Origin of the sequence: Pedobacter ghigonis (assembly GCF_903166585.1) — a bacterium.
GTDB lineage: Bacteria > Bacteroidota > Bacteroidia > Sphingobacteriales > Sphingobacteriaceae > Pedobacter > Pedobacter ghigonis.
The window spans coordinates 266,959-290,991 of sequence record NZ_CAESCM010000002.1; the positions used below are offsets into that span (position 1 = coordinate 266,959).

A 24,033-nucleotide genomic window follows, 5' to 3' on the forward strand; every position below is an offset into this window, starting at 1 on the left:
ATGAAAGTAATAACTATTTTTTGTGCAATATGCTTTACATGTTTTACAGTTTTTGCACAAACCAGGGAAGTAGATAGTTTATATGAAAATTTATCCTATCAGAAAACAGATACCGGCAGAGTTATTGCACTTTATAATCTCAGTTATTATTACCATAAGTATAAGCCGGATTCTGCCATGTTGTTGGCAAAACAGGCTTTTGATCTATCTAAAAAGATCAAATTTTTAAGAGGCGAATCGTGGGCTTTAAACAGTATTGCAAATGCTTTTCATTCCCTGCATAATTATCCAAAGGCGATAGAATATTTTATTGAGCAGATAAAAATTGAAGAAAAAAGAGCTATACCAGAAAATATTGGGAGTGCTTACCTGAGTATTGCACTGGTTTATAACAGCGAAAAAGAAGTGAAAAAAGCTTTGTTTTATGCCTTCAAGGCCGATTCTATTGCAAAAGCGAACAAGCTGCCCGAACTTGCATTATACGCAAAGCTCAATATTGGAGATATTTATGAGAAGGCAGATAGCCTCTCATCAGCCATGGTATATACACAAAATGCCTATGAGTTATCGCTGCTTCAAAAAAACGGACTGATAACCGGAACTTCATTAAATAATTTAGGCAACATTTACATTAAGCGGGCCGATTTTGCACAGGCCTTTACTTATTACAAAAGAAGTATACCGTATTTAACTGCAGTTGAAGATTATAATACACTGGCTGAATGTAACTTAGGTTTAGCCAAAATTTACCGCGAGCAGGGGAAAATAGATTCTGCTATTTATTATGCGCGCTATGTGTATCAACTGGCCAGTAAAAATGAATTTTTAGCGAGGGCTGTAGATGCTAGCGCATTTTTGGTAAAGCTTTATAAAAGCCAGGATAAGATCGATAGCGCATTTGCTTATCAGGAAATAATGATTAACCTTTCTGATACCATTGATAGTAAAGAACGGGCAAAAGAAGTGCAAAGCATTACCATTGCCGAAGAAATGCGCCAAAAAGAAATTGTAGAAGCCCGGGAAAAAGAAGCTGAAGAAAGGCAACAGAAATTGCAGCTGCTTGCCATTGGTATCCTTATCCCCATCTTCTTTTTCATCAGCATATTTTTGAGCAGAAGAAAAGTAAATAAAAAGCTGATCGAGTTTTCGGGCATTGTTTCGTTGTTAATGCTGTTCGAATACCTTACACTGTTTATTCATCCCTTTGTTGCCGAAAAATCGCACCATTCGCCATTGATAGAAATTGTAGTTTTTGTGGTTATTGCATCCTTACTTACACCAGCCCACCATAGAGTAGAGCACTGGTTGATTAATAAGTTAAGTAAAATACGAGAACACCACCAGCAAATGAGGCAACTTAAAAACAATGACTAATAACCTGGATCAGCGACTTATTTTTTTGGAGGTGGCGCCTGACCATTTCTTCCTCCTGTATCGGTAGTGTCTTTCATTTTTGATGATGACATTACTTTTGTGCTATCAACAACTACTGTATCAGTCGTTTTTACGATAGTTGTGTCTGTGGTGGTTTCGGTTTTCTTTTCGTTGTTACAGCTTTGCAGCGATAGTGCCGATCCAAGTGAAACAACAATTGCCCCGGTTAAAATGATTTTTTTCATCTGGTTTGAGTTAAGTTTCTTGAAAGTTACAGCTTAAAATTTGTTTAGTAAATGGTTGTAAATCATTTTGTTGAAATGTGTAAACTGTTTCTGCTTGCTTAATAAGCGAATATTAAGCTTAAAATGTTAACCGCAGTTATTGCTATTTGGAAAGCAATAGCGATATTTAGTATTCAAAGCTATTTAACCTCCTAAGCCATGCAAGAAATAGATGTTGTTGCTTACGCCCTTTCTCAATTCGCTAAAATGGACAGTGCGGCCTTCGAACTTTCAAAGCTCAACTGGAAAATAAAACGATATAAGAAAGGCGAATTTTACAATGAACATAGAACAGTTTGCAAATTTCTGGGCTTTATAATAGATGGGGTATTCCGTTCTTATGTGGTTGACGAAAAGAGTGGTGAAGAAAAAAATGTATTTCTCTATTCGGGCAACCAGTTTGTAGTTACCTTTAAAAGTTTCATTAATCAGCAACCCTGCGATTACCACACGCAGGCCATGACTGATGCATTGGTGGTTTACATTCACATCGATGATTTACTGCAGCTCTACCAGCAATCGCACCAATGGGAAACCTTTGGGCGGCTTTTAGCACAAGAAGCATTTAATATTGCCATGGATAGGGCAGAGAGTTTTGTGTTTAAAACGCCCGAGCAGCGTTATCTGGATCTGATTAAATATCACCCACAGATTTTTAACAATATTCCGCTCTATCACATTTCTTCTTATTTAGGCATTCAGGGACCATCATTAAGTAGGATAAGAAAAAGACTTACAGGTAAATAACGATTTTAACCTGGGTTAAAATTATTGCTGTTTTTATGGCGGAGATTTGGGGTATCAAATTAAAACTAAAAACAACATGAAAAATTTAAAATCAAAAACAATCGTATTGGTACATGGCCTTTTTGTAAACAACAAAAGCTGGGAAAACTGGAAAACTTTCTTTGAAACCAAAGGGTATACCGTTTATGCTCCTGCCAATCCATCGCACAGTGGCAATCCCGAAGCACTAAGGAAAAATATCGATCCCAATTTAACCCAGGTCAATTTTGTTGATGTAGTCAATAACCTCGTTCAGTTTATTGATACCTTACCCGAAAAACCAATTCTAATTGGCCATTCCTTAGGCGGTTTAACTGTTCAGAAATTGATGGACCTTGGTAAAGGCGAAGCAGGTGTAACGATTGATGGCGCTCCTCCACAAGGTGTTATTCCATACGAATGGAGTTTCTGGAAATCCAATTTTACTGTGGTTAACCCATTTAAAGGCAACTCCGTTTTTATGCCGACTAAAGCCTGGTTTCATTATACATTTGGTAATACCTTGCCAAGAGTAGAATCAGATAAGGTATTTGATGAATTTGTAGTTCCCGAAAGCAGGGCAATTGCATGGGGAACATTAAAAAGCTATGCAAGAATAGATTTTAAAAAAGCCCATCAGCCACTGTTGTTCATAGCCGGCGAGAAAGATCACATTATGCCAGCAAGCTTAAATAAACGAAACTACGAAGCCTACAAAAATCAGGATAGTACTAGCGTAACTGATTTTAAAATGTTTAACGGCAGAAGTCATTTTATTTGTGGTGAGCGTGGCTGGGAAGAGGTGGCCACTTACATTTATAACTGGATCAGAAACTAACGTCGCTTTCCGTTTATGCTGGTAATGGCAAATTTACAATATTGCTTCTGAAATTGTTGGTAGAAGTTAAAGCGCCCAGGTTCGCCATTAATTGTTGCTTTGGCTTTTCTAATTAAAAATGAGATAATTGCAACATTATCATAGCATTAAATAGTGAGTTGTATAGTAGAAATCCCATTTTTAAACACTATCTTTGCGCCAAATTTATAGGCGCATTTTATGCAAAAGATTAGAAATATAGCTATTATAGCACACGTTGACCACGGTAAAACCACATTGGTTGATAAAATTTTACACTCTTGTTCTGTTTTTCGTGATAACGAACAGAAAGGAGAATTGATATTGGATAACAACGATTTAGAGCGTGAACGTGGTATCACTATCGTATCTAAAAACGTATCTGTTCAATATAAAGACGTAAAAATTAACATCATTGACACTCCTGGTCACGCGGATTTTGGCGGTGAGGTAGAGCGTGTATTAAAAATGGCTGATGGTGTACTTTTACTTTGCGATGCTTTTGAAGGTGCAATGCCTCAAACACGTTTCGTAACACAAAAAGCTTTGGCGCTGGGTTTAAAACCAATTGTGGTTGTAAACAAAGTAGATAAAGAAAACTGTCGCCCGGAAGAGGTTTACGAACAAATTTTTGAATTGTTCTTTAACCTTGAAGCAACTGAAGATCAATTGGATTTTCCGGTTATTTACGGTTCATCTAAACAAGGATGGATGAGTACTGACTGGCAGAAACCAACAACTGATATTTTTGCTTTGTTAGATGCTGTAGTAGAAAATATTCCTGCTGCACCAATTAACGAAGGTACTTTACAAATGCAGATCACCTCTTTAGATTATTCTTCTTTCGTAGGTCGTATTGCAATTGGCCGTGTTCACCGTGGTACTATTAAAGAAAACCAACCGGTTACTTTAATTAAGCGCGATGGTAAAATTGTTAAATCAAGAGTAAAAGAACTTTATACTTTCGAAGGTTTAGGTAAAGTTAGAACTTCTGAAGTAAGTTCAGGAGATATTTGTGCTGTTGTAGGTATTGATGGTTTTGATATAGGTGATACTATCGCTGATTTCGAAGCACCAGAGCAATTACCAGTTATCAGTATCGACGAGCCAACAATGAACATGTTGTTCACCATTAATAACTCACCTTTCTTTGGTAAAGAAGGTAAATTAGTTACTTCTCAACGTATCAAAGATCGTTTGATGAAGGAAATGGAGAAAAATTTAGCCCTTAAAGTTGTTGAAACTCAAGGTGCAGATTCGTGGTTAGTTTACGGTCGTGGTATTCTCCATTTATCAGTATTAATCGAAACCATGCGTCGCGAAGGTTATGAGTTGCAAGTTGGTCAGCCACAAGTTATTGTTAAAGAAATCGACGGTAAAAAACATGAGCCTGTTGAAACTTTAATTGTAGATGTACCTGCAGAAGTTTCTGGTAAAGTAATCGAATTGGTAACGCAACGTAAAGGTGAGTTATTGATTATGGAACCAAAAGGTGATTTACAACACTTAGAATTCGAAATTCCATCTCGTGGTATCATCGGGTTACGTAACAACGTTTTAACAGCTACTGCTGGTGAAGCAATTATGGCTCACCGTTTCAAAGCTTACGAGCCTTGGAAAGGTACAATCCCTGGTCGTTTAAATGGCGTTTTAATCTCTATGGATAAAGGTACAACTACTGCTTATTCAATTGATAAATTACAAGATAGAGGTCGTTTCTTCGTTGATCCGGGAGTTGATATTTACGAAGGTCAGATTCTAGGAGAGCACATTCGCGATAACGACTTAGTAATTAACATCGTTAAAGGAAAAGCTTTAACCAACATGCGTGCTTCTGGTACCGATGATAACACCCGTATTGCACCAGCAATTAAATTCTCGCTAGAAGAATCTATGGAGTATATCCAGGCTGATGAGTACATAGAGGTTACACCGCAAAGCATGCGTTTACGTAAAATCTTCTTAACAGAGCAACTACGTAAAATGAACGGTAGTAAAAACTAATAATTTCTAAATCTCCAAAAAGGGATTTAAATATATACAGCCCATTTCTTAATTGAGATGGGCTTTTTTTATGCTAAACCTTAATACGCGGAGGGATATAAAAATTAACAATTAAATGGCGGTTAATTTTCGTTTCAGTCCTAAATTTGTAAATTTATATCCTAATCTTTATCATGCTTAATAAAGAATTATCCTACGTGGGTATATTTTTCCTTAATATGCTCTCCCTTTTGCCATTGTTTGTTTTATACAGGTTGGCTGACTTGTTTTATGTGCTTTTGTTTTATGTTTTCGGTTACCGCCGTAAAGTGGTGAAAGAAAACCTGATGAATGCATTCCCCGAAAAAGACCCTACCGAAATTAAGACCATAGAAAAAAAGTTCTACAAGTTTTTAGCTTCGCTTTTTATTGAAGTAATTAAAATGAAAAGCATCTCTAAAAAAGAACTGAATAAACGGGTAGTTTTTAAAAATGCCGATCTGGTAGAGGCCTATCTTAAAAATAACGAAAGTGTAATTTTCTGCTCATCGCATTATGGCAATTACGAGTGGGTTTGTATGGCCATAGGCCTAAACTTTTCGGGCGGGCATTATCCCATTTACAAGCCATTGAGCAGTGAAGCTTTTGATAACTGGTTTATTAAAATGCGAAGCCGTTTTGGTAACCACATGGTTTCGATGCGACAAACATTAAGGTCAATTCAAGCAACCAAAAATGAAACAACCATGTTTACTTTTGGTAGCGACCAGGCACCTACAAGAGAAGATTCGAGTTACTGGACGACCTTTTTAAACCAGGAAAGCGCCATTCAGTTGGGAGTAGAAAAGATTGCTAAAAAAACAAACCGGCCAATTTTTTACCTCAAAATAAATTACCTGAAAAGAGGTTATTATGAAGTAGATTGTGTGCCAATATGTTTAAACCCTACAACAACTGTTGAGTTTGAAATTACAGAACTTCATACCCGCTTCCTGGAAGATATGATAAGGGACACGCCGCCTTATTGGTTGTGGAGTCACCGTAGGTGGAAATATAAAAGGGAAGATAATGGACCAAGAGCCGCCGTGAAAGGTCGAAATTTAGAAGCTTAAACCATCTAAATGTTGGCTTAATATCTAAATTGTATTAATGGGTATAATGTCTGCAAGCAATGAAAACCATCAAAAAAATACTCTTAATTTTCATTTACGCCTTTTTTTTATCCCTATTTGGGTTATTCCTATGGCATCCATATCTGCTTAAAGTATTAAAGTACCGTACACCAGGTGCCGAAACTTATAAAGTTTTTCCGCAGGAAATTGTACATAAAAGTGATTCAGCTTTTCATTTTATCCGGCTGGCAAGTCAGCGGAATGATCTGGATACACTTCATGTTTTAGACGGGAAAAACCAATCGGTTCCCTTAAAAGATTATCTGAAAAACGGAACAATTAATGCTTTTTTGGTTATTAGAAATGATAGCGTGTTGTACGAAAGGTACGATAAGGGGTATAGGGATAGCACCTTAACCACTATATTTTCTGGTGCAAAAAGCATGATTTCCATTATGATTGGCCAGGCTTTGAGTGAAGGAAAAATCAGGCACTTAAGCGATAAGGTGACCGATTACATACCAGAGTTAAAGGCTAACCCTGCATTTGAACAAATTACACTGAAAAATCTGTTGGATATGAAATCCGGACTGGATTTTCAGGATGCTATTGGAGGCATATTAAAGGCTTTCTTTTCTGATGAGGCTAAATATTATTATACCGATGATGTTCAGGCTGAGCTGATGAAAGTGAAGCTGGTGAATAAACCCGGTACAGTTTGGAAATACAAGAGTATCGATCCGATTTTATTGGGTTGGGTGTTGAAAAAGGCAACAGGGCAATCGGTTACCCAATATTTCGAATCACATCTTTGGAAGAAGATAGGATCCGAGTATAATGCTACATGGGGTTTAGATCAGGTAAATGGAATAACCAATACCGCCAGCCGTTTTCAGGTTACAGCTATCGATCTGGCTAAAATTGGTCGATTGTATTTAAATAAAGGTAAATACAATGGCCGGCAGGTGGTACCGGAGGCTTGGGTAGAACAATCGGTAACGATTGGTGCCGAAAAACCCGCTTCGGCAAAAGGTTGGCAGCAATCTGCCCATCATTACCTCTGGTGGATTCCGCAGGCTGGCGAAAATGGCGATTACGCAGCCGAAGGGATGCTGGGGCAGCGTTTGTATGTCGATCCGAAAACGAATACCATTATTGTGCAGTTTGCCGATCATGGCGCTGGTAATTACCCTTATCGCAGAATAAGCCGGTATTTAAGTGGCTTGCCATTTAGCTACCCTAAGCCTTAACCGCGAAGTGCGCAAAGAAAATAGGCGCAAAGTACGCAATTTAGTTTCGCTTAGCGTAAAACTTAGCGTTCTTTGCGGTTAAATTTTTAAACTGTACATTGCCTTTGCATGGAAAACAACGACGTAAAAATTTCGAAAAAGAAACCGATATTTCCGGTAACGCCTGCTTTGCAGAAATATTTGCGTACCTACCAGCGTGAGGCTAAGCTGCCTATTTCGTATCAGGATTTGATGCAGTTCAACGAGGCTTTTCCGTTAATGGATAAGTTTGGCAAGGATTCGCTTTGGGAAGGACCTATTTATGCCCAGGATTTAATTGAAAATCTGCATAACGGGCTGAAAGAAGTTTATGCAAACTTAAAGGCATCGGGCAATTTGCGTATTGTAGAGCATAAATACATCGATAAAATTGAATATTGTACTTTTGGGAATACGCATCCGTTCCGCATCAGGATTGTAAACCGCTTAAATGATGTTTACGATTATTTCTATATCAAAAAAGCTGATGCTTCGCGTATTTATGGCCTGGAGATGGAAGAAATACTGTCGCCTAATCAGGTTAATTATCTGGTAGATGGTGATACGCTGGTAGAAGAGCATATTGCAGGTATCCCCGGTGATGTATTTACCAAAGGACAGTTGTATGCACCCGAATTTAACCCAACACGTATAGCAAAAGAGTTTGTAAAGTTTAACGAGCGTTGTTTAATTATGCTTTTGGGCGATATGAGGGCCTATAATTTTGTAGTTCAGATTACACCCGATTTTGATGATATTCAGTTCCGTATCAGGGCAATCGACTTTGATCAGCAGTTTTACGAAGGGAATCTGAAGGTTTACCTGCCGCAGTTTTTTAAAGAGAACCTGCCTTATGTAAAAATGAGTATGGAGCAGCTTACCGATAAAACGGTGCTGCAATATCAGCAGGAAGAAAGATCTTCTATCGTACATCGGGTTAGGAGCGAGCGCCACCGTTTAACTGATTTGAGGGATGTATCTAACAAAGAGGAGCTAACTACACCCGAAAATATTGCTATGCTGAAACAGGGCATGAGCGATTATTTTAAAGATGCCAACTACCTGAAGTGCAATACCATGACCGATATTATTGAACTGAACATTAAAAATATTATCAGACAGGTTAAACTTTAAACAAGAAACGGCTGGTAAAATTACCAACCGTTTTTGAGTGAATCTAGAAAGAGCGTCCAAAATTTTTAGGCATGCTGGCCTTCGTGAACTCCTTCGGCAAATTCCTCTACAATTTTATCGTTAAATGCGGGTAAGTCTTCTGGCGTACGGCTGGTAACTAAACCCTGGTCTACTACAACTTCCTCGTCAGACCATAAGGCACCTGCATTGATTAAATCCTGTGAAATATTTTTAACAGAAGTCATTTTGCGACCCTGAACTACATCTGCATTAATCAGCGTTTGTGGTCCATGGCAAATAGCGGCAACAGGTTTACCATCGGCAAAGAAAGACTTTACAAAAGCGAGGGCATCGGCATTAACACGCAGCTGATCTGGATTAATTACCCCGCCCGGTAAAAGTAAGCCGTTGTAATCATCGGCATTTGCTTCTGAAATGGTTTTATCCACATCTACTTCTATCGACCAATGATCGTGATCCCAGGCTTTTATTTTACCGCTTTTTGAGGAGATGATGTGAACAGTTGCGCCTTCTTCTTTTAACCTTTTTACGGGTTCTGTTAATTCTACTTCTTCAAATCCACTTTCTGAAAGAACAGCAATAATGCGGTTACTTAATCGTCCCATAATCTTTTCTGTTTTTAATAGGTATGTATTAAAGACAGTTTGGGGAAGTTATTGTTTTTAGAAAGTTGAGATTGCGATTATTATGGTTGATTTAAATGGGCACTTGTCACCTTGAGCCTGTCGAAACGTTTTGATATCTATTTTAGATGAAATCGTTGGATAAATCCAAATAAAATTTATAGATGCTGAAACAAGTTCAGCATTGCGCTGATGCAATGAAAGGGCTAATCATTAGTTCTTCGGTGCTTAACAAAATACAAAGCTAAATTGCCCGCAATAACCACGTGGTTGAAGATGTTAGGTAATAAACCATAGTATTTGCTAAAGATATTAAACCGCTCTTTTAAACTTTCGCGGTGTTTTTTCTTACTCATGCCACCAACCAGATATTTGGCTACATAACGGTGTACATTTACGATATTGGAGGCTTTTTTAGCTGCTTTGATAATCCAATCGATATCTGAGCTGTATTTATAATTTAAATCGTAAGGCACAATAATGCTGCGGCGGATATAAATGGCCTGATGACTGATATTCATGCCGTATTTAAAGCTGGTCCAGTCAAATTTTTCGGGAGCTTCGTGTCTTCTGCGGCCTAAACTTTCCCAGTTATCATTGTACATTTCGGTTTCGCCATAATAAATATCCGCGCCTGGTGAACTGGCAAAAACTTCTTCCACTGTATGCAAGTCGTATATTTCATCCCCCGAATTCATAAAAAGCACATAGTCGCCAGTAGCCAGGGCCAAGCCTTTGTTCATGGCATCATAAATACCTTTGTCGGGCTCAGATACGATTTTCGAAATCTGGTCTTTATATTGTTCAACCACCTGCAGCGTTCCGTCAGTGGAGGCACCATCAATTACGATATATTCTATTTTTTTATAAGTCTGGTTTAAAACAGATTTTAAGGTACGTTCAATATCACGAACGTTATTGTACACAATGGTAATGACAGTTAATTTTGGCAAGGGTTGGGTTTTTTGGATTGGAGTAAATTTAATAAAGATTGTGTAATTTTTGTTTACTGTCAGTGAAAATGAAATTGGCCAAACATTTTGAATGGGTCCATATTATATGCTAAGCTGAAAGGTAATTTCTAGCGGTTATTTCGGCTGTAAATCAATCAAAGTTTCGTACAAATGAATATGTTCTGCAGCAATTACTTCTTCCGAAAAATCGGTGAGGATGCTTAACCGTGCAGCTTTTTGAATCTCATCTTTATTGGGGCGGTGGTAAAGCCACTCAATACCATTAGCCAGATCTTCGGCATTCTGGTATTCGGCCAGATAACCGTTTTGCATGTGTTTAACCATATCCGGAATGCCACCTGTAGTAAAAGCCACCACCGGAGTGGCACAGGCCAGACTTTCCATTACGGTGTTGGGCAAATTATCTTCCAGCGAGGGGGTGATAAAAGCATCAGCTGCTGAATAGCATTTGGCCAAATGGTCATCTTTATTGATGGTGCCCAAAAAAGTAGTTTTAAACGGGAATTCGGGCATTTCGGCATTCTCCTTATTGCCGAAAATAACAATCTCAATATTTTCTTTTTGAATGCCGGAACGGCGCGCTAAAATTTCTAATGCTTCTATTAAATAAGGTGTTCCTTTATGCTTATCGTTTTTTGAGGGCATAAAGCCACTCATCAGTACAAATTTATCTGGATTAATTTTCAGGATTTTTTTTGCTTCGGCCTTTACATAAGGCTTAAAAATTTTGGTTTCGATGGTGTTCGGAATAACGGTGGTTTTTCTGGTGCCCAGCAAACTGCTGAATTTTACCGATGCTGCCATCCACTTGCTCGGCGCTACAATATGAAAATTTAATTCGGTGTAGGCCTTCTGTTTCCTCATCCAGGTTTTATGCGAAATATCATGCTTGCCACTGATTTTTAAAATCGGGCAATTCCCACACTGCTGGTGGAAATGCTCGCAGCCATAGCGCACGTGGCAGCCGCCGGTAAAAGCATTGCTATCATGGAAAGTCCACACAATAGGTTTTTCCAGCTCATCCAGCTGCGCTAAAAATTTAGGGTTCAGAAAACCGTGGTTAACCCAATGTAAGTGGATAATATCGGCATTTTTAACATCGGGATGGTTGATAACCGAACGGCCAAACCATTGCAAACTAAAGGGTGTTTTTACCGATTTGCTTAACCATTTTGAAAAATACCTTTCTGATAAGATATTGTAAACGGCCCTGGCTTTTTGCAAAGGCGATTTACTAAAAGTGTCTATTTTGGGGTTTTGCCCAAATTTATAGTAAACCAATACTTTTGAATCGATTCCACTGGCTTTTAAAGCATTGCTCAGGCGTAAGCAGGCACGGCCTGCTCCACCATTTCCATCATAGGTATTTAGGTGTACTACTTTCAAATCAATCAAAAATACATTTTATTGTTTACGATTATAAAATCTGTTGCGTAATTTCATCCACATATTTTACCGTTCTAAAGGTTAGGCATGCCTTTTATCAAAAAAGGACTGTCTTTCCGGAGCCAAACTAACTTAATCATGATTAAATCCTTACTAAAATCACTTGCAGCCCTGGCTTTTTTATGGCCGGCGCATTCATTTGGCCAAAACCAAACTTATTTTGCTGCATATCCAGCTTTAACGCCCGATGCACAGACAATAGTATTTAGCTACGATGGCGATATTTGGAAAGTTCCTGTAAAAGGCGGTGTGGCATCGCGCATTACAGCCATGCAGGGCGAAGAAATTAATCCTAAAATATCTCCTGATGGAAAGTGGCTGGCATTTTCATCTAACCAGTTTGGTAATTACGATGTTTACCTGATGCCTGTTGCCGGTGGGGATATTAAACAGTTAACCTTTAACGATGCGTCGGATGAGGTTGATAACTGGAGCTGGGATTCGAAAACCATTTATTTTACCTCTGGACGCTACAATTCTTTTTCGAGTTATAAAGTAAATATAAACGGAGGTACGGCGGTGCGCTTATTCAACAATTACTTTAACACTACACACCACATCGCCGAATCGCCAGGTGGGGAGTTGTTCTTTAGCGATACCTGGGAAAGTATGCGCTTTGCCAACCGTAAACATTACAAAGGAGCTTACAATCCCGATATCCAGTCTTATAACCCGAAAACAAAAAACTATAAACGTTATACCGATTATATTGGCAAAGATTTCTGGACCAGTGTAGACCAGAAGGGAAATGTGTTTTTTGTATCGGATGAGGGAAACGACGAATACAATCTCTATACCTTTATCGGGGGTAAAAAAACAGGACTCACGAATTTCGATACCTCTATTAAACGTCCGTTCGTTGCTGCAAACGGAACTACCGTAGTATTTGAAAAAGATTATCAGTTGTACACCTACGATGTTGCAACGAAGAAAACGGAAAAAGTAAACATCAGTACATCTCGCAACCAGGTGTTGAGCAAAGAGCAGGAGTATGATGTGCGGGGCAATATTTCGGCATTTGATGTTTCAACCGATGGCAAAAAAATGGCTTTCATTTCGCGTGGCGAAGTTTTTGTAAGCGATGCTGATGGGAAGTTTATCCGCAAAATAACCAACAGTGGCGAGCGCGCAATGGAATGCAAGTGGCTGGCCGATAACAAAACGATTTTATTTAGTCAGACGGCTAACGGCTATCAAAACTGGTTTACCATAACCGGAGACGGCAAAGGAACGATAAAGCAATTAACGAAAGACAGGGCAAATAATCGCGATATTACCTTGAATAAGACCAAAACCATTGGCGTTTATTTAAGCGGTAGAAATGAACTGAAACTAATTGACCTTAAAAATTTTGAAAGCAAAACACTGGTAACCGATGAGTTTTGGGCTTTGCAAAGTGCCGCACCAAGTTTTTCTCCCAACGATGAATATGTACTTTTTACTGTTTACCGCAATTTTGAGCAGGATATTGTAGTACACAACATTAAGGGGAATAAAACCATTAATTTAACCAATACAGGTGTTACCGAAACCGGCCCGACATGGTCGCCAGATGGGAAATACATTTTCTTTACGAGTGCACGTACCAAGCCTTCGTACCCTACGGGTATGTCTAATGCCCATATTTACCGCATGGCTTTAGATAATTACGGAGAGCCTTTCCGTTCGGATAAATTTGACGACCTCTTTAAAGAAACCAAACCTGCTACTACAGAAGTAAAGCTTAATCCGGCGACTCAAAATGATAAAAAGGCAAAAACAGATACGGCCAAAAAGAAAACAGAGGTTAAGCCTACGCCAAAACCAGCAAACATAATTACCATTAATACCCAGGATATTCTGGATAGGATTGAGTTGGTTGGGCCTTCTTTTGGTGGTCAGTATGGAACGGATGCTTATGCCAAAGGCGATAAAACCTATGTGTTTTATTCTTCTAACCATGAAGGCGGTGCTCCGGGTTTGTACCGTACTACTATTGAGCCTTTTGAAGCCAATAAAACCGAAAAAGTAGCTGATGGTGGCGATTATTCACTGATTCAGGCTGGTGATAAGTTTTTTGTGTTAACGCGGGGAGTAATTAACAAGTATACTTTAGAGGCCAATAAGCTGGATAGGGTAGACCATGGCTACAAATTTACCAGGAACTTAAATGCCGAGTTTAACCAGATGTTTTATGAAACCTGGGTAGGGCTTGATGAAAATTTCTACGATGAGAAATTTCACGGGGTAGACTGGGATAAAATGAAAAACCGTTATGCCGCTTATTTGCCCTATGTAAATAACCGCAGTGACCTGCGCATCCTGTTAAACGATATGCTTGGAGAGCTCAACTCATCGCACATGGGCTTTAATAGTTTGGGAGCCGAAGAGCGTAAAAACTTAACCTATGTAACCAATGAAACCGGAATTATCTTCGACGATGAAAATCCGTTAAAAGTAGCGCGTATTGTAGCTAAAAGTAATGCTGCCCACACCGGTACAAATATTTTAGCTGGCGATATTTTAATAGAAGTAAACGGAGTTAAGGTAGATGAAAACATAGACCGCGATTATTATTTCAGTAAACCTTCTTTAGATCGCGAAATGACCCTGACCTTTAACCGAAATGGCAAGCAGGTTTTCGTAAATGTACATCCCGAAAGTACCGGTGCTTTAAGAGGTAACCTGTACGATGAATGGATTACCCAAAACCATAAAAATGTAGATAAATGGAGCAATAACCGTATTGCCTATTCGTACATGAAAAATATGGGTACCGGAGAGCTGGAAACTTTCCTGCTTGATATGGTGGCTCAGGAAGAAAATAAGGAGGCCATTATATTAGACCTTCGTTACAATACCGGAGGTAATGTGCACGATGATGTGTTGAAATTCCTTTCTCAGCGTCCATACCTGCAATGGAAATACCGTGGCGGGAAATTGGCACCACAAAGTAATTTTGGCCCAGCTGCGAAGCCGATAGTACTGTTAATTAACGAGCAATCGTTAAGTGATGCCGAAATGACTGCAGCTGGCTTTAAACAGTTAAAACTGGGTAAGATAATCGGTACGGAAACCTATCGCTGGATTATTTTTACTTCAGCCAAAGGTTTGGTAGATGGTTCTTCATACCGTTTACCATCGTGGGGTTGTTATACCATGGATGGTAAAAACATAGAAAAAGAAGGCGTTAAGCCCGATATTTTTGTGAAAAATACCTTCGAAGACCGCCTGGCTGATAAAGATCCGCAATTGGAAAAAGCCGTTGCTGAGATTTTGAAAGATTTGAAGTAGGGTTAATCGGGTATGGTGAGGAAAGATTGTTTTATTGTCGGATTGTTAGCTTGCTGGCAACCGACAATAAAGCTATAGAATGCTCTCACAGTTTAAACAATTAACCAATTTCAACGATTAACCAACTTGCATCAACTTAGCAATGAATCCAATTTAACAATCAAGCAATCGAAAGCTTTCACAGTTTAAACAGTTAACCGATTTAAACAATTAACCATTTTAGGCAGTTAACCAAATTTTTCCGTTTCTTTGGAGCTGGAATTTTTAAAATATGGCAAATTTATTAACCGACAGGGCTTTTTGGGTAAATTATTGGGAAAGTAAAAAAGGACTTGCGGTTCGGCTACCATCAAACTATTTGTTTCATCGCCAGCTGGCTGATGTAATTCAGCAAAACCAGGTTAAAACGGCTATAGAATTGGGTGGTTTTCCGGGATACTATGCAGTGTTTTTAAAAAAATATTTCAAACTGGATGTTACCTTATTGGATTATTTTGTACATCCGCCTGTTGTAAAAGAGCTGTTGGAAAAAAATGAATTGACTGAAAAGGATATCCACATCATTGAAACAGATTTGTTTAATTACACGCCCGAAAAACAATACGACCTGGTACTCAGCTGCGGTTTAATTGAGCATTTTAACGATACAGCCGATATTATTAACCGCCACATTGCCTTTGTAAAACCCGGAGGAACTTTATTTATCACCTTGCCTAATTTTAAAGCGGTAAATGGCTGGTTCCAGAAGAATTTCGATAAAGAGAACTACGATAAACACAATATCGACAGCATGAATCCGGTATTGCTTCAGAAAATTTGCGAAGACGCAGGGTTGAAAGAAGTAAAATCGGGCTACTTTGGCCGTTTTAGTGTTTGGCTCGAAAACGAAGACCAAAAATCAGCTGGTGTGCGTGTTTTCAAGAAAGCAGTGTGGTTAGCAGGAAAAATATTTACGAAGATTATTCCATTCGAGAGCAAAAATCTATCTCCATATATTATATTAGAGGCGAAAAAAAACTAGCGCTCTATGGCAATCAGTTGGGGTTACTCGCCTAAAATTGAAAAATATATCCCTTTGGCCGATTTTCCGGCCGATAAATATTTAATTATTGCCCGTAAGGTAATTGAAAACCTGGGCTGGAAATTAAGCCACATTTCCAAAACCGGGATTATAGCTTATACACCAATCTCTTTTCAATCGTACACTGAAGAGGTTTCTATTCGTATTCATGGCAATTTTGCCGTAGTAAAAAGCGAGTGCGTAGGTATTCAGATGCTTTTTAACGATTACGGGAAAAACGACCTCAATCTGGAGAAGTTTTTTAATGAATTTGAATACGTTCAATTCCACTTGCAGGATGTTTGGAGCGAAAGTCTGGCCGCATTCCATACCTTAATTGCCACACAGGATGATACCTATTTCGAGAAAGCTCCGCTAACGGCAAAGAATAAGATTAAAAACATCCTTTATCTTTTTCTACCTCAAAAGGGCTATCTGGTTACACCTATTCTGGTAATTTTAAATATTATCTATTATGTAATAACCCTTGTATTTGTCACCATTGTATTTAAACTCCGTAGTGAAGATGCGATTGTTTCGGAGGTAATTACAAATGCTTACTTAAACCTGGGGGCAAACAGCCGAGAATTGGTTTTAGAAGGCCAGCTCTGGCGTTTAATTACACATCAGTTTATTCATTTAAGTATCTGGCATGTGTTTTTTAATCTCTACGCACTCATTTATATTGGCCTTATGGTTGAGCATAAATTGGGCTCAGTTAAATTTCTGGTTACTTATCTTTTAAGTGGTATTTGTGGCGGTTTGGTGAGCATCATTTTCCATAAATTTGGTTTTATGGCCGGTGCATCAGGAGCCATTATGGGTATTTTTGGCGCTTTTATGGCCTTAAGTGTGAGTAAGGCATTCGAAAAGAATGCAAGTCGTGCACTTTTGATCAGTACTATTGTCGTAACCGTCCTTATGCTTTTAAATGGCATAGGTGGTAACGTAGATAACAGCGCACATATTGGCGGACTGGTTTCGGGCTTTGTAATTTGTTATTTGCTTTTTAATGAAAAGTTAGGGAGCTATAAAATCACTTCTGGCTTACAGTATGGGTTATCAAGTATGATTGTTGTGATCTTTGCCGCTGCGGTTTTAATCCTTACGCCAAATTATCAGAACAGGAAGTTTTACAAGCTACAGTTTGCCTTTGACCTCAATATTTCCGATTTTAATAAAGTCTATTCAATTCCAAAAGATCTTTCGAAAGCTGAAAAGGTAAAGATGATTGAACAATATGGCATACAGGTATGGCGCAAGAATAAACAGATTGTTGCCGAAATGAAGAAGCTCAAACTCGAAAGGAAGGAAAACTATAGAAGAGATTTTGATGGTAAGATTACCAATCTGGCCATCAAAATCTCTGAACTTTTACATCGCGAATACCAGGAAGAAACATCAAGATACCGTGATGAAATTGAGCAGCTTACCGACGAGGTGAATATCATTCGTGGTGAAGCCAGCACAAGCGAATTTAACCGCGATTAAGCGGTTTTTTTGTAAAGACCTATTTCGCTTAAAGTAATGCAAACAGGCGATTTGGTGATGTTGATTTTCACTTTATTTGTGGTAACCGCCGCATCGAGTTGAATTAATCTTTTGGCACCTATACTGGTTCCATCATAAACCTTTTTCCACGCTCCGTTTTCAAAAATCTCAACGGTATAGGCTTCAATTCGTTGTCCTAATTGAATATATTCCTGGAGGCTAATGATGTCGAAAGTTTTTGAAGCGGGTAAATTGAGTTCAATTGTAGCTTCGTGCACCTGATCTGTTGTAGCCCAATAGGTTGCTTTGTTATTATCCAATAATGCAGCTGCATTGTATTTGCCACCCCTGCTATTGCTCAGTTTTAGTTTTGCATTTTTAGCCAGATTATTGGCAAAGGTATGTTTAACCATATCGCCGAAGGTTTTTAGCGAGGCAACATCGTCGGCATGGAGCTGTCCACGGGTATCGGGAGCTAAACCAAGGTCTAAACCGGCACCGCGACCAACGCTTTTTAAATATAAATCAAAAAGTGTTTCAGGGCTTTTAGGTTTTTCGTTGGCGTGGAAAAACCAACCTTTTCTCAGCGGAACATCACACTCTGCCGGCATCCAGAATTTACCATTTCTGATGCCTTCCGGGCTTTGCGGGTAATTGGCTTGTCCCGGAACGGCAACACTCTTCCCATCAGGTGCCATTGGGGTAAAAGTAGCCCAGCTTGTTTCGGCTGCGTGCCCGTCTTCGTTTCCTACCCAGCGGATATCTAAACCAATATCGCTAAATATGTTTGCCATAGGTTGCATTTTACGGGTAATGGCCCAGGTGTTGTTCCAGTCGTAATAAGTGGTGTTGTCGATCGAACGCTTTTCTCTTGCTCCGCCATAATAACCATCTCCACCATTTGCACCATCATGCCAGCTCATAAAAAGTGCACCAAAATTGCTGTACAGTTCTTTTAACTGGGCCTGGTAAATGGCCAGATACTTATCCGTTCCGTAAAGGGCATTGTTCCGGTCCCATGGCGAACAATATACGCCAAACTTTAAGCCATTTTTGCGTACGGCCTGCTCAACTTCTTTAACCAGGTTGCCTTTACCACCTCTAAAAGGACTTTGGCTGATGTTATAACGGGTTGTTTTGGTTGGCCACAAAGCAAAGCCATCATGGTGTTTAGCTACTAGGATAATGCCTTTTAAACCTCCTGCTTTTGCGGCTTGGATAATCTGATCGGCGTTAAAATCGGTTGGGTTAAATGTTTTCGGATCGGCATCGCCAAATCCCCATTCTTTATTTTCGAATGTAGTGGGGGTAAAATGGATTAAACCGTATACTTCAGTATCGTGCCATGCCAGCTGACGTTTAGAAGGTAGTGCCCCATAAGGTTTGGGCGGGTTTTGGGCATAGGTTGCTGCCGAAAGAAATAAAAATAGAATCAATAAAGGTCTCATATTGGTTGTTGCTTAGGCTGACTAAAATACATAAAATAACGGTTGAGCGATTAGAATTAACTAATATTTAACCGGTTGCTCATCTAATTGCCAAATTATTTTTCCATCTTGATCGTTACATACGGGCCTCAAACATTTAATTTTATGATGCGTTTACCTACTATGATTTCCATGCTCCAGATTCCTCCAGACGGAGGTACCATATATACCGAAACAAACCTTAGCCAGTTTTTTCCTGAGCCTTTTAATACGATAACCAGTGCGTTCTTTTTGGCAATTGCTTTATACTGGACTCTTAAATTGCGCGGGAATTTTAGTCAGCATAAATTTTTAAGCGGTGCTTTGGTATTACTTTTTATCGGAGGTATTGGCGGAACAACCTATCATGGTTTAAGACGCTGGCCAGTATTTATTCTGATGGACTGGATGCCAATTATGCTGCTTTGCCTTTCGGCCGGAGTTTACTTTTTAGCTAAACTAACCAGGTGGTATTTTGCGGTTTTAATTGTGGCTGTGTATGCCTTTTTTCAGTTTTATGTGCGGCAACTCTTTAGTCATGGCGATTTTCAAGTATTTATTAACATAAACTATGCATTTATGGCCGCCCTGGTATTATTCCCTGTGTTTGGCTATTTGGTAAAAACCGACTGGAAAAATGGCAAATGGGTTGGGTTTGCATTAATTGCCTTCATATTTGCCCTTACTTTCCGCATTGCTGATAAATGGGAGATATTTACAATAGGCACCCATTTCCTGTGGCATACTTTCGGAGCCATGGCTTCTTTCTGTATGCTCAACTATATTTACCTGGTGAACATTAAAAAAACAAAACTTAATTAAAAATTCATTCTTAATAGTTGTATTAGTTCTATATTTAGGTTAATAAATTATTTTAGAAATGAAGAAACTATTGATCTTATCAGCCCTGGTATTGGGTTTAAACTTAAGCTCGAACGCTCAGAGTATTTTAAATAAGGTTGGAACGGCCGCGGCTGCTGCAAGTGGCTTTGATGCCAATAGCTTAACCTCGAGCATTCTAGGCAAGCTTACGCCTGCATTGAGTTTAACTCCGGCGCAAAAACCAACTGTAACTACCATTATTAAAGATTTTTTGGTGCAGAAAGCCACTATCATGGCTACACAGAAAACAGATCCTGCCGCTTATACGAGCAAATTCGGTAAATTGTATGCTGGTTTAAAATCTAAATTGGGTACAGCCTTAACCGTTGCTCAATTGGCGAAATTTACTTCGTTAAAACCTGCTGCACCAAGTGCAAGCAACGTTTTATCGCAATTGTTCTTTTAAAAAAAAAACGCCTGTCAAACTTAATTAGCAGGCGTTTTTTTTGGCTTAAAGCAGTTTAGATTTTGCTTTACTGTAATCCAGTTTCTTTTGTTTGCCTATAGCATATTCTATGCCTCCCCAAAGGTGGTTTAAGAATTTTTCTTCTGCCCATGCTTCGTTAGTATGCCCCATCGAAGTGTAAAATGCCCGGCCACCATCGAAATTGTGGTACCAGCTAAACGGATGGAAAGCACCGTTTTTACCACCTTTGTAAGATTTCTCATCCAGGGTGATTAAAACTTTAATATCGGGGTTGATATCTTTAAAGTTATAAAGCTCATCTTTGTGCAACCAAACCGAATCAGTGAAAAATTTGGTTGATGGATGGTTTTTATCTTTAATTACAAATCTGGCATCCTGTATTGCCGGGTGACTGGTAAAATAAGCTCCAGCAAGTTTTCCATACCATGGCCAATCGTATTCTGTATCGGTTGCCGCGTGGATCCCTACATAACCACCACCTGCCTGGATATACCTTTCGAATGCCGCTTGCTGGGCATCGTTTAATACATCGCCTGTGGTGCTTAGAAAAATGATTGTAGCATATTGCTTAAGGTTTGCTTCTGTAAAAACATCGGCATTTTCGGTAGTGTCTACTTCAAAATTGTGGCTTAAGCCCAGTTTTTGGATGGTTGTTTTGCCCACCCCGATAGAACCGTGCCTAAAACCTTTGGTTTTCGAAAAAACCAGGACTTTTGCAGGCTTTTTTACTGCGGTAAATGCCTGAAATAAAATAACGGTTGCAATTAATAAGCACAGTGAAAGGAATTTTTTCATTTTCGATTTGGCTAGTGTGTGTTGTTATAGTGAAAGCTAAAATTAAGAAAGTTGTTTGATAATTTCTAAACATCTTGCTTCGACCTGCTTACAAACCGGGGCAAATAGGGCATTATCCCAATAAGGGTCTGTAACTTCGTCGTTATCTAGAAAAAGTTGAATCTTTTTTTCTTCTGCTTCGGTTCTGGCCAAACTTTTAACATCTTTCAAATTATTCCTGTCCATAACCAAAATCAAATCGTATTGGCTAAACATGCTTTGGTTAAATTGTTGCGCGCGTTGTTTACTGATGTCGTAACCAAAGGCTTTGGCGGCTGCTATACTTCTGTGATCGGGTGCCTGGCCAATGTGCCAGTTGCCGGTACCTGCTGAGGCGATTTCCCAGTTCAGGTTTTGTTTCTCAGTTAGGTGGCGCATAATGCCTTCTGCCAGTGGCGACCGGCAAATGTTGCCCAGGCATACCATTAAAATTCTCATAATATCAGGTTCTTAATAGTTTTAAGGCTATTCTGTGCAATATTATTCTTTTTTTGGTATTACCTCATGATGATTTCAAAATTATTTAGACTTTGCCACAAATAAGTAAGTTACCGTATAGGTTTTACCATCTCTTTCGAAAGTTTGTTTTTGAGTAATGGTTTTGCCATTTAAAATTACAGTTTCATCGTTGCCAAAGCCCGTATTCAATGTAATTTCATTTCCGTTTTTAGTCCATTTGGCTTTATGAAAAGAAATCATATCACATAATGCTCCGGTAGAAGTAAAGGCATAAGATCCATTTGCTGAAAATCTTAAAGTATAATTGCTGTTGAGGCATGATGAATCATCTTTATCAGTTTTAAAATTGGTTACTGTACTGCCGTTAATCTGTATTGCCGGATTAACCATTGCCGATTCTAATGGCCAGTTGTATCTTGTAATATCAACATTAGCTTCATCATTTTTCTTTTTGCAGCCTAATGCCAGGAATAAGGTCAAAATTAAGAGTAGTTTTTTCATCACGTTTTTTAGTTTGTTTACCTTAAAACGAGTGGGTTAGGCAATACGCTACAAAAAAAATGCTCCAGCTTTTTTTATAACCGGAGCACTCAAATTCGAAATTCTATATAATTAGCCGTAAATATCGTTTAGCATTTTGGCTAAGCGCACACCGCCTTTTAACAATTGATTATTAAGTGTATCTACCCAATCAAAGTTGTAACGGTAGCTTAATTTAGCATCGGGCTTAGTGGTGTCGTAAATTTTGTTGCAAATGTTGTACGATTCGAAAATGCAATCTTTTAAACTGGTATTTTGCCAGTTGTAAAGCTGAACCGCCGAAGCATGATTGATGGCCTTAGCATATTCGGTATAGCTTAATTGCTGGTATTCAATTAGCTGCTCATCCCAAACGCGGTGGATATTCGATTTTTCGTTAAACCACAATACTGAAATGCGGTTACCACCCAAATCTTCTTTACGCGCTACGTGCATGGGTTGGCATAAATCACCAGCTAGGTGTACCAACATGCGCAATGCTAGTTTCTTTTCATCAGGCGTGCTACCTGCTTTCTTTAAAACGGCAATTAAATCAGGGATTTTGGTATATAAGCTTACCGATTTGTCGGTTTCCAGGAAATTAAATACGCCTTCCTTGTTCAATCCGGCTGGCAGGTTAACAAAGTGCCAGTTGTACATGTAATTGTAGGTCGAATCTGATTTGATAAAATCGCCCCAATTGGCGCACATGGCCAGGGTTTCGTAACCTAAAATATCCTGAACGGCTTTGCGGGTTTTAGCTTTTAGGTAACTATCGGCAATTTCGCCAACCACCCGGTGTCCAATAGTGCCCCAGGCACTTACCTGTGCAGGTGTGTAAGCTAAAAATCCTACGATTATAGCTGCAGCTAGTTTTTTTCTAATGGATGTTAAGATCATTCTATAGTTCTTTTTGGATGCAGGTAACTTTTTCTTTCAACGTCATTTTGATTTCGCGTTGATCGTTTATGCTTTCGAGCGTAAGGCTATCTGCCGAACGTTTTTTAATCAGGAAGTTTTTTTCGTACCGGCCAATTCGATAACAGCCTGATATTTTTTGTTTATAATTGGCATGGGTAAAGGTTGCGCCTATAATTAAAGTATCGCCCCTTACCGCGTAAACACCTTTTGCATATTCTTTCCAGATGCCGTTGTTGTAGCAGGAATCTTCGTAAAAATTAACCTTACTGTGGGTAACCAGATCGATATAAACCGAATCGCAGGTAATTTTGAAATGGTGTTGGGTGTAATTGCTCAGTTTATTGCTAAAAGCGACTGAATCTTCATTCCAAACGCCCTGCATAAATGCTTCGCCTTTGCCCTGGATATTAGGCCTTGGGCTACAAGCGATCTGTAAGATGGATAATGTAAAAAGGATAGTGTAGAAATACCTTAAACGGGGATGCAGTTTGTTCATGGTGTTTTAATCGTTGCGCTTAGGGAACTGATCATGGAATACATTGTTCTTTTTAACGGAGTTGTGTATCAAAAGCAGAAAACCTACTGCAAAACAAAGACTGGCTAAGGCACCAATAATACCCGTTAACGTGTAATATTTTGAAATTTCAGTGTAAGGGATATTGTTGCTGCTAATCCAAAATGGTATCAGGAGATAAAATAAGTGTATCAGTATGCCAATTCCTGAACCAATGGTCATTAAAACTGCTTCAACTGATTTTTTTTTGGTTAAAAAATAGCAGCAGGTTCCAAATACGAGGCATGGCGCGATAACAGATAGCAGGCTCATGAGTACATTAAGTATTGAAGTCATTTTTGTCTGTT

Annotated in this window: 23 protein-coding genes; 12 read left to right on the plus strand and 11 right to left on the minus strand. The window is 38.9% G+C overall.

Annotated features, from left to right (window positions below):
* Window positions 1–1,374, plus strand: coding sequence for a tetratricopeptide repeat protein (locus tag HWV58_RS04450; protein WP_175632926.1), 1,374 nt, complete (start codon window positions 1–3; stop codon window positions 1,372–1,374).
* Window positions 1,375–1,391: 17 nt separating this feature from the next.
* Here HWV58_RS04450 and HWV58_RS04455 read toward each other — a convergent pair whose 3' ends face one another.
* Window positions 1,392–1,619 (minus strand): hypothetical protein, encoded by a 228-nt coding sequence (locus HWV58_RS04455; RefSeq protein ID WP_175632927.1) that lies wholly within the window; start codon window positions 1,617–1,619, stop codon window positions 1,392–1,394.
* A 198-nt stretch (window positions 1,620–1,817) separates the two neighbouring features.
* Here HWV58_RS04455 and HWV58_RS04460 point away from each other — a divergent pair, with 198 nt between their 5' ends.
* The 6 genes from HWV58_RS04460 to HWV58_RS04485 all read left to right on the plus strand — a co-directional run bounded on the left by HWV58_RS04460 (window position 1,818) and on the right by HWV58_RS04485 (window position 8,776).
* The gene (locus HWV58_RS04460; protein ID WP_175632928.1) at window positions 1,818–2,405 is read left to right on the plus strand and encodes a Crp/Fnr family transcriptional regulator; all 588 of its coding nucleotides are present in this window, start codon (window positions 1,818–1,820) and stop codon (window positions 2,403–2,405) included.
* A gap of 76 nt (window positions 2,406–2,481) precedes the next feature.
* A complete protein-coding gene (locus tag HWV58_RS04465; protein WP_175632929.1) occupies window positions 2,482–3,261 on the plus strand; it encodes an alpha/beta hydrolase in 780 nt (259 codons plus the stop codon).
* A gap of 219 nt (window positions 3,262–3,480) precedes the next feature.
* Window positions 3,481–5,283 carry a translational GTPase TypA gene (gene typA / locus HWV58_RS04470; RefSeq protein WP_175632930.1) on the plus strand — a complete coding sequence of 601 codons (1,803 nt, stop codon included), beginning with the start codon at window positions 3,481–3,483 and terminating at the stop codon, window positions 5,281–5,283.
* 173 nt (window positions 5,284–5,456) lie between these two features.
* Window positions 5,457–6,374 (plus strand): lysophospholipid acyltransferase family protein, encoded by a 918-nt coding sequence (locus tag HWV58_RS04475; protein WP_175632931.1) that lies wholly within the window; start codon window positions 5,457–5,459, stop codon window positions 6,372–6,374.
* Between the two features lie 59 nt (window positions 6,375–6,433).
* The gene (locus HWV58_RS04480; protein ID WP_175632932.1) at window positions 6,434–7,624 is read left to right on the plus strand and encodes a serine hydrolase domain-containing protein; all 1,191 of its coding nucleotides are present in this window, start codon (window positions 6,434–6,436) and stop codon (window positions 7,622–7,624) included.
* A gap of 108 nt (window positions 7,625–7,732) precedes the next feature.
* Complete coding sequence (locus HWV58_RS04485) at window positions 7,733–8,776, plus strand: hypothetical protein (RefSeq protein ID WP_175632933.1); 1,044 nt, start codon at window positions 7,733–7,735, stop codon at window positions 8,774–8,776.
* Between the two features lie 65 nt (window positions 8,777–8,841).
* Here the strand turns inward: HWV58_RS04485 and HWV58_RS04490 are convergent, their stop codons facing one another.
* The 3 genes from HWV58_RS04490 to HWV58_RS04500 all read right to left on the minus strand — a co-directional run bounded on the left by HWV58_RS04490 (window position 8,842) and on the right by HWV58_RS04500 (window position 11,789).
* On the minus strand, window positions 8,842–9,402 hold the full coding sequence (locus HWV58_RS04490) for a type 1 glutamine amidotransferase domain-containing protein (protein ID WP_175632934.1): 561 nt from the start codon (window positions 9,400–9,402) through the stop codon (window positions 8,842–8,844).
* 224 nt (window positions 9,403–9,626) lie between these two features.
* The gene (locus tag HWV58_RS04495; protein ID WP_175632935.1) at window positions 9,627–10,373 is read right to left on the minus strand and encodes a glycosyltransferase family 2 protein; all 747 of its coding nucleotides are present in this window, start codon (window positions 10,371–10,373) and stop codon (window positions 9,627–9,629) included.
* Window positions 10,374–10,508: 135 nt separating this feature from the next.
* Window positions 10,509–11,789: a glycosyltransferase gene (locus HWV58_RS04500; RefSeq protein WP_175632936.1), complete on the minus strand. Its 1,281-nt coding sequence runs from the start codon at window positions 11,787–11,789 to the stop codon at window positions 10,509–10,511.
* Between the two features lie 129 nt (window positions 11,790–11,918).
* Between HWV58_RS04500 and HWV58_RS04505 the strand changes: the two genes are divergently transcribed.
* From HWV58_RS04505 to HWV58_RS04515, 3 genes are all read left to right on the plus strand, one after another.
* Entirely contained in the window at window positions 11,919–15,113 is a 3,195-nt protein-coding gene (locus tag HWV58_RS04505; RefSeq protein ID WP_175632937.1) for a S41 family peptidase, read from the plus strand.
* Window positions 15,114–15,384: 271 nt separating this feature from the next.
* Window positions 15,385–16,134 carry a class I SAM-dependent methyltransferase gene (locus HWV58_RS04510; RefSeq protein WP_175632938.1) on the plus strand — a complete coding sequence of 250 codons (750 nt, stop codon included), beginning with the start codon at window positions 15,385–15,387 and terminating at the stop codon, window positions 16,132–16,134.
* A 6-nt stretch (window positions 16,135–16,140) separates the two neighbouring features.
* Complete coding sequence (locus HWV58_RS04515) at window positions 16,141–17,664, plus strand: rhomboid family intramembrane serine protease (protein ID WP_175632939.1); 1,524 nt, start codon at window positions 16,141–16,143, stop codon at window positions 17,662–17,664.
* Here HWV58_RS04515 and HWV58_RS04520 read toward each other — a convergent pair.
* On the minus strand, window positions 17,661–19,112 hold the full coding sequence (locus HWV58_RS04520; RefSeq protein WP_175632940.1) for an alpha-L-fucosidase: 1,452 nt from the start codon (window positions 19,110–19,112) through the stop codon (window positions 17,661–17,663). The two genes, HWV58_RS04515 and HWV58_RS04520, sit on opposite strands and share 4 nt — an antisense overlap.
* A 144-nt stretch (window positions 19,113–19,256) precedes the next feature.
* Here HWV58_RS04520 and HWV58_RS04525 point away from each other — a divergent pair, with 144 nt between their 5' ends.
* Window positions 19,257–19,952 carry a hypothetical protein gene (locus HWV58_RS04525; protein ID WP_235972648.1) on the plus strand — a complete coding sequence of 232 codons (696 nt, stop codon included), beginning with the start codon at window positions 19,257–19,259 and terminating at the stop codon, window positions 19,950–19,952.
* Between the two features lie 58 nt (window positions 19,953–20,010).
* On the plus strand, window positions 20,011–20,418 hold the full coding sequence (locus HWV58_RS04530) for a hypothetical protein (protein WP_175632941.1): 408 nt from the start codon (window positions 20,011–20,013) through the stop codon (window positions 20,416–20,418).
* A gap of 45 nt (window positions 20,419–20,463) precedes the next feature.
* On the opposite strand, the gene HWV58_RS04535 is transcribed toward HWV58_RS04530, so the two are convergent.
* From HWV58_RS04535 to HWV58_RS04560, 6 genes are all read right to left on the minus strand, one after another.
* Entirely contained in the window at window positions 20,464–21,234 is a 771-nt protein-coding gene (locus HWV58_RS04535; RefSeq protein WP_175632942.1) for a ThuA domain-containing protein, read from the minus strand.
* 42 nt (window positions 21,235–21,276) lie between these two features.
* Window positions 21,277–21,711, minus strand: a complete 435-nt coding sequence (locus HWV58_RS04540; RefSeq protein ID WP_175632943.1) for a low molecular weight protein-tyrosine-phosphatase — start codon at window positions 21,709–21,711, stop codon at window positions 21,277–21,279.
* Between the two features lie 81 nt (window positions 21,712–21,792).
* Window positions 21,793–22,233, minus strand: a complete 441-nt coding sequence (locus tag HWV58_RS04545; protein ID WP_175632944.1) for a hypothetical protein — start codon at window positions 22,231–22,233, stop codon at window positions 21,793–21,795.
* Between the two features lie 111 nt (window positions 22,234–22,344).
* On the minus strand, window positions 22,345–23,151 hold the full coding sequence (locus HWV58_RS04550; RefSeq protein WP_175632945.1) for a S1/P1 nuclease: 807 nt from the start codon (window positions 23,149–23,151) through the stop codon (window positions 22,345–22,347).
* A 1-nt stretch (window position 23,152) separates the two neighbouring features.
* Window positions 23,153–23,668: a fumarate hydratase gene (locus HWV58_RS04555; protein ID WP_175632946.1), complete on the minus strand. Its 516-nt coding sequence runs from the start codon at window positions 23,666–23,668 to the stop codon at window positions 23,153–23,155.
* A gap of 6 nt (window positions 23,669–23,674) precedes the next feature.
* Window positions 23,675–24,022: a hypothetical protein gene (locus tag HWV58_RS04560; RefSeq protein WP_175632947.1), complete on the minus strand. Its 348-nt coding sequence runs from the start codon at window positions 24,020–24,022 to the stop codon at window positions 23,675–23,677.
* Window positions 24,023–24,033: the final 11 nt, after the last annotated feature.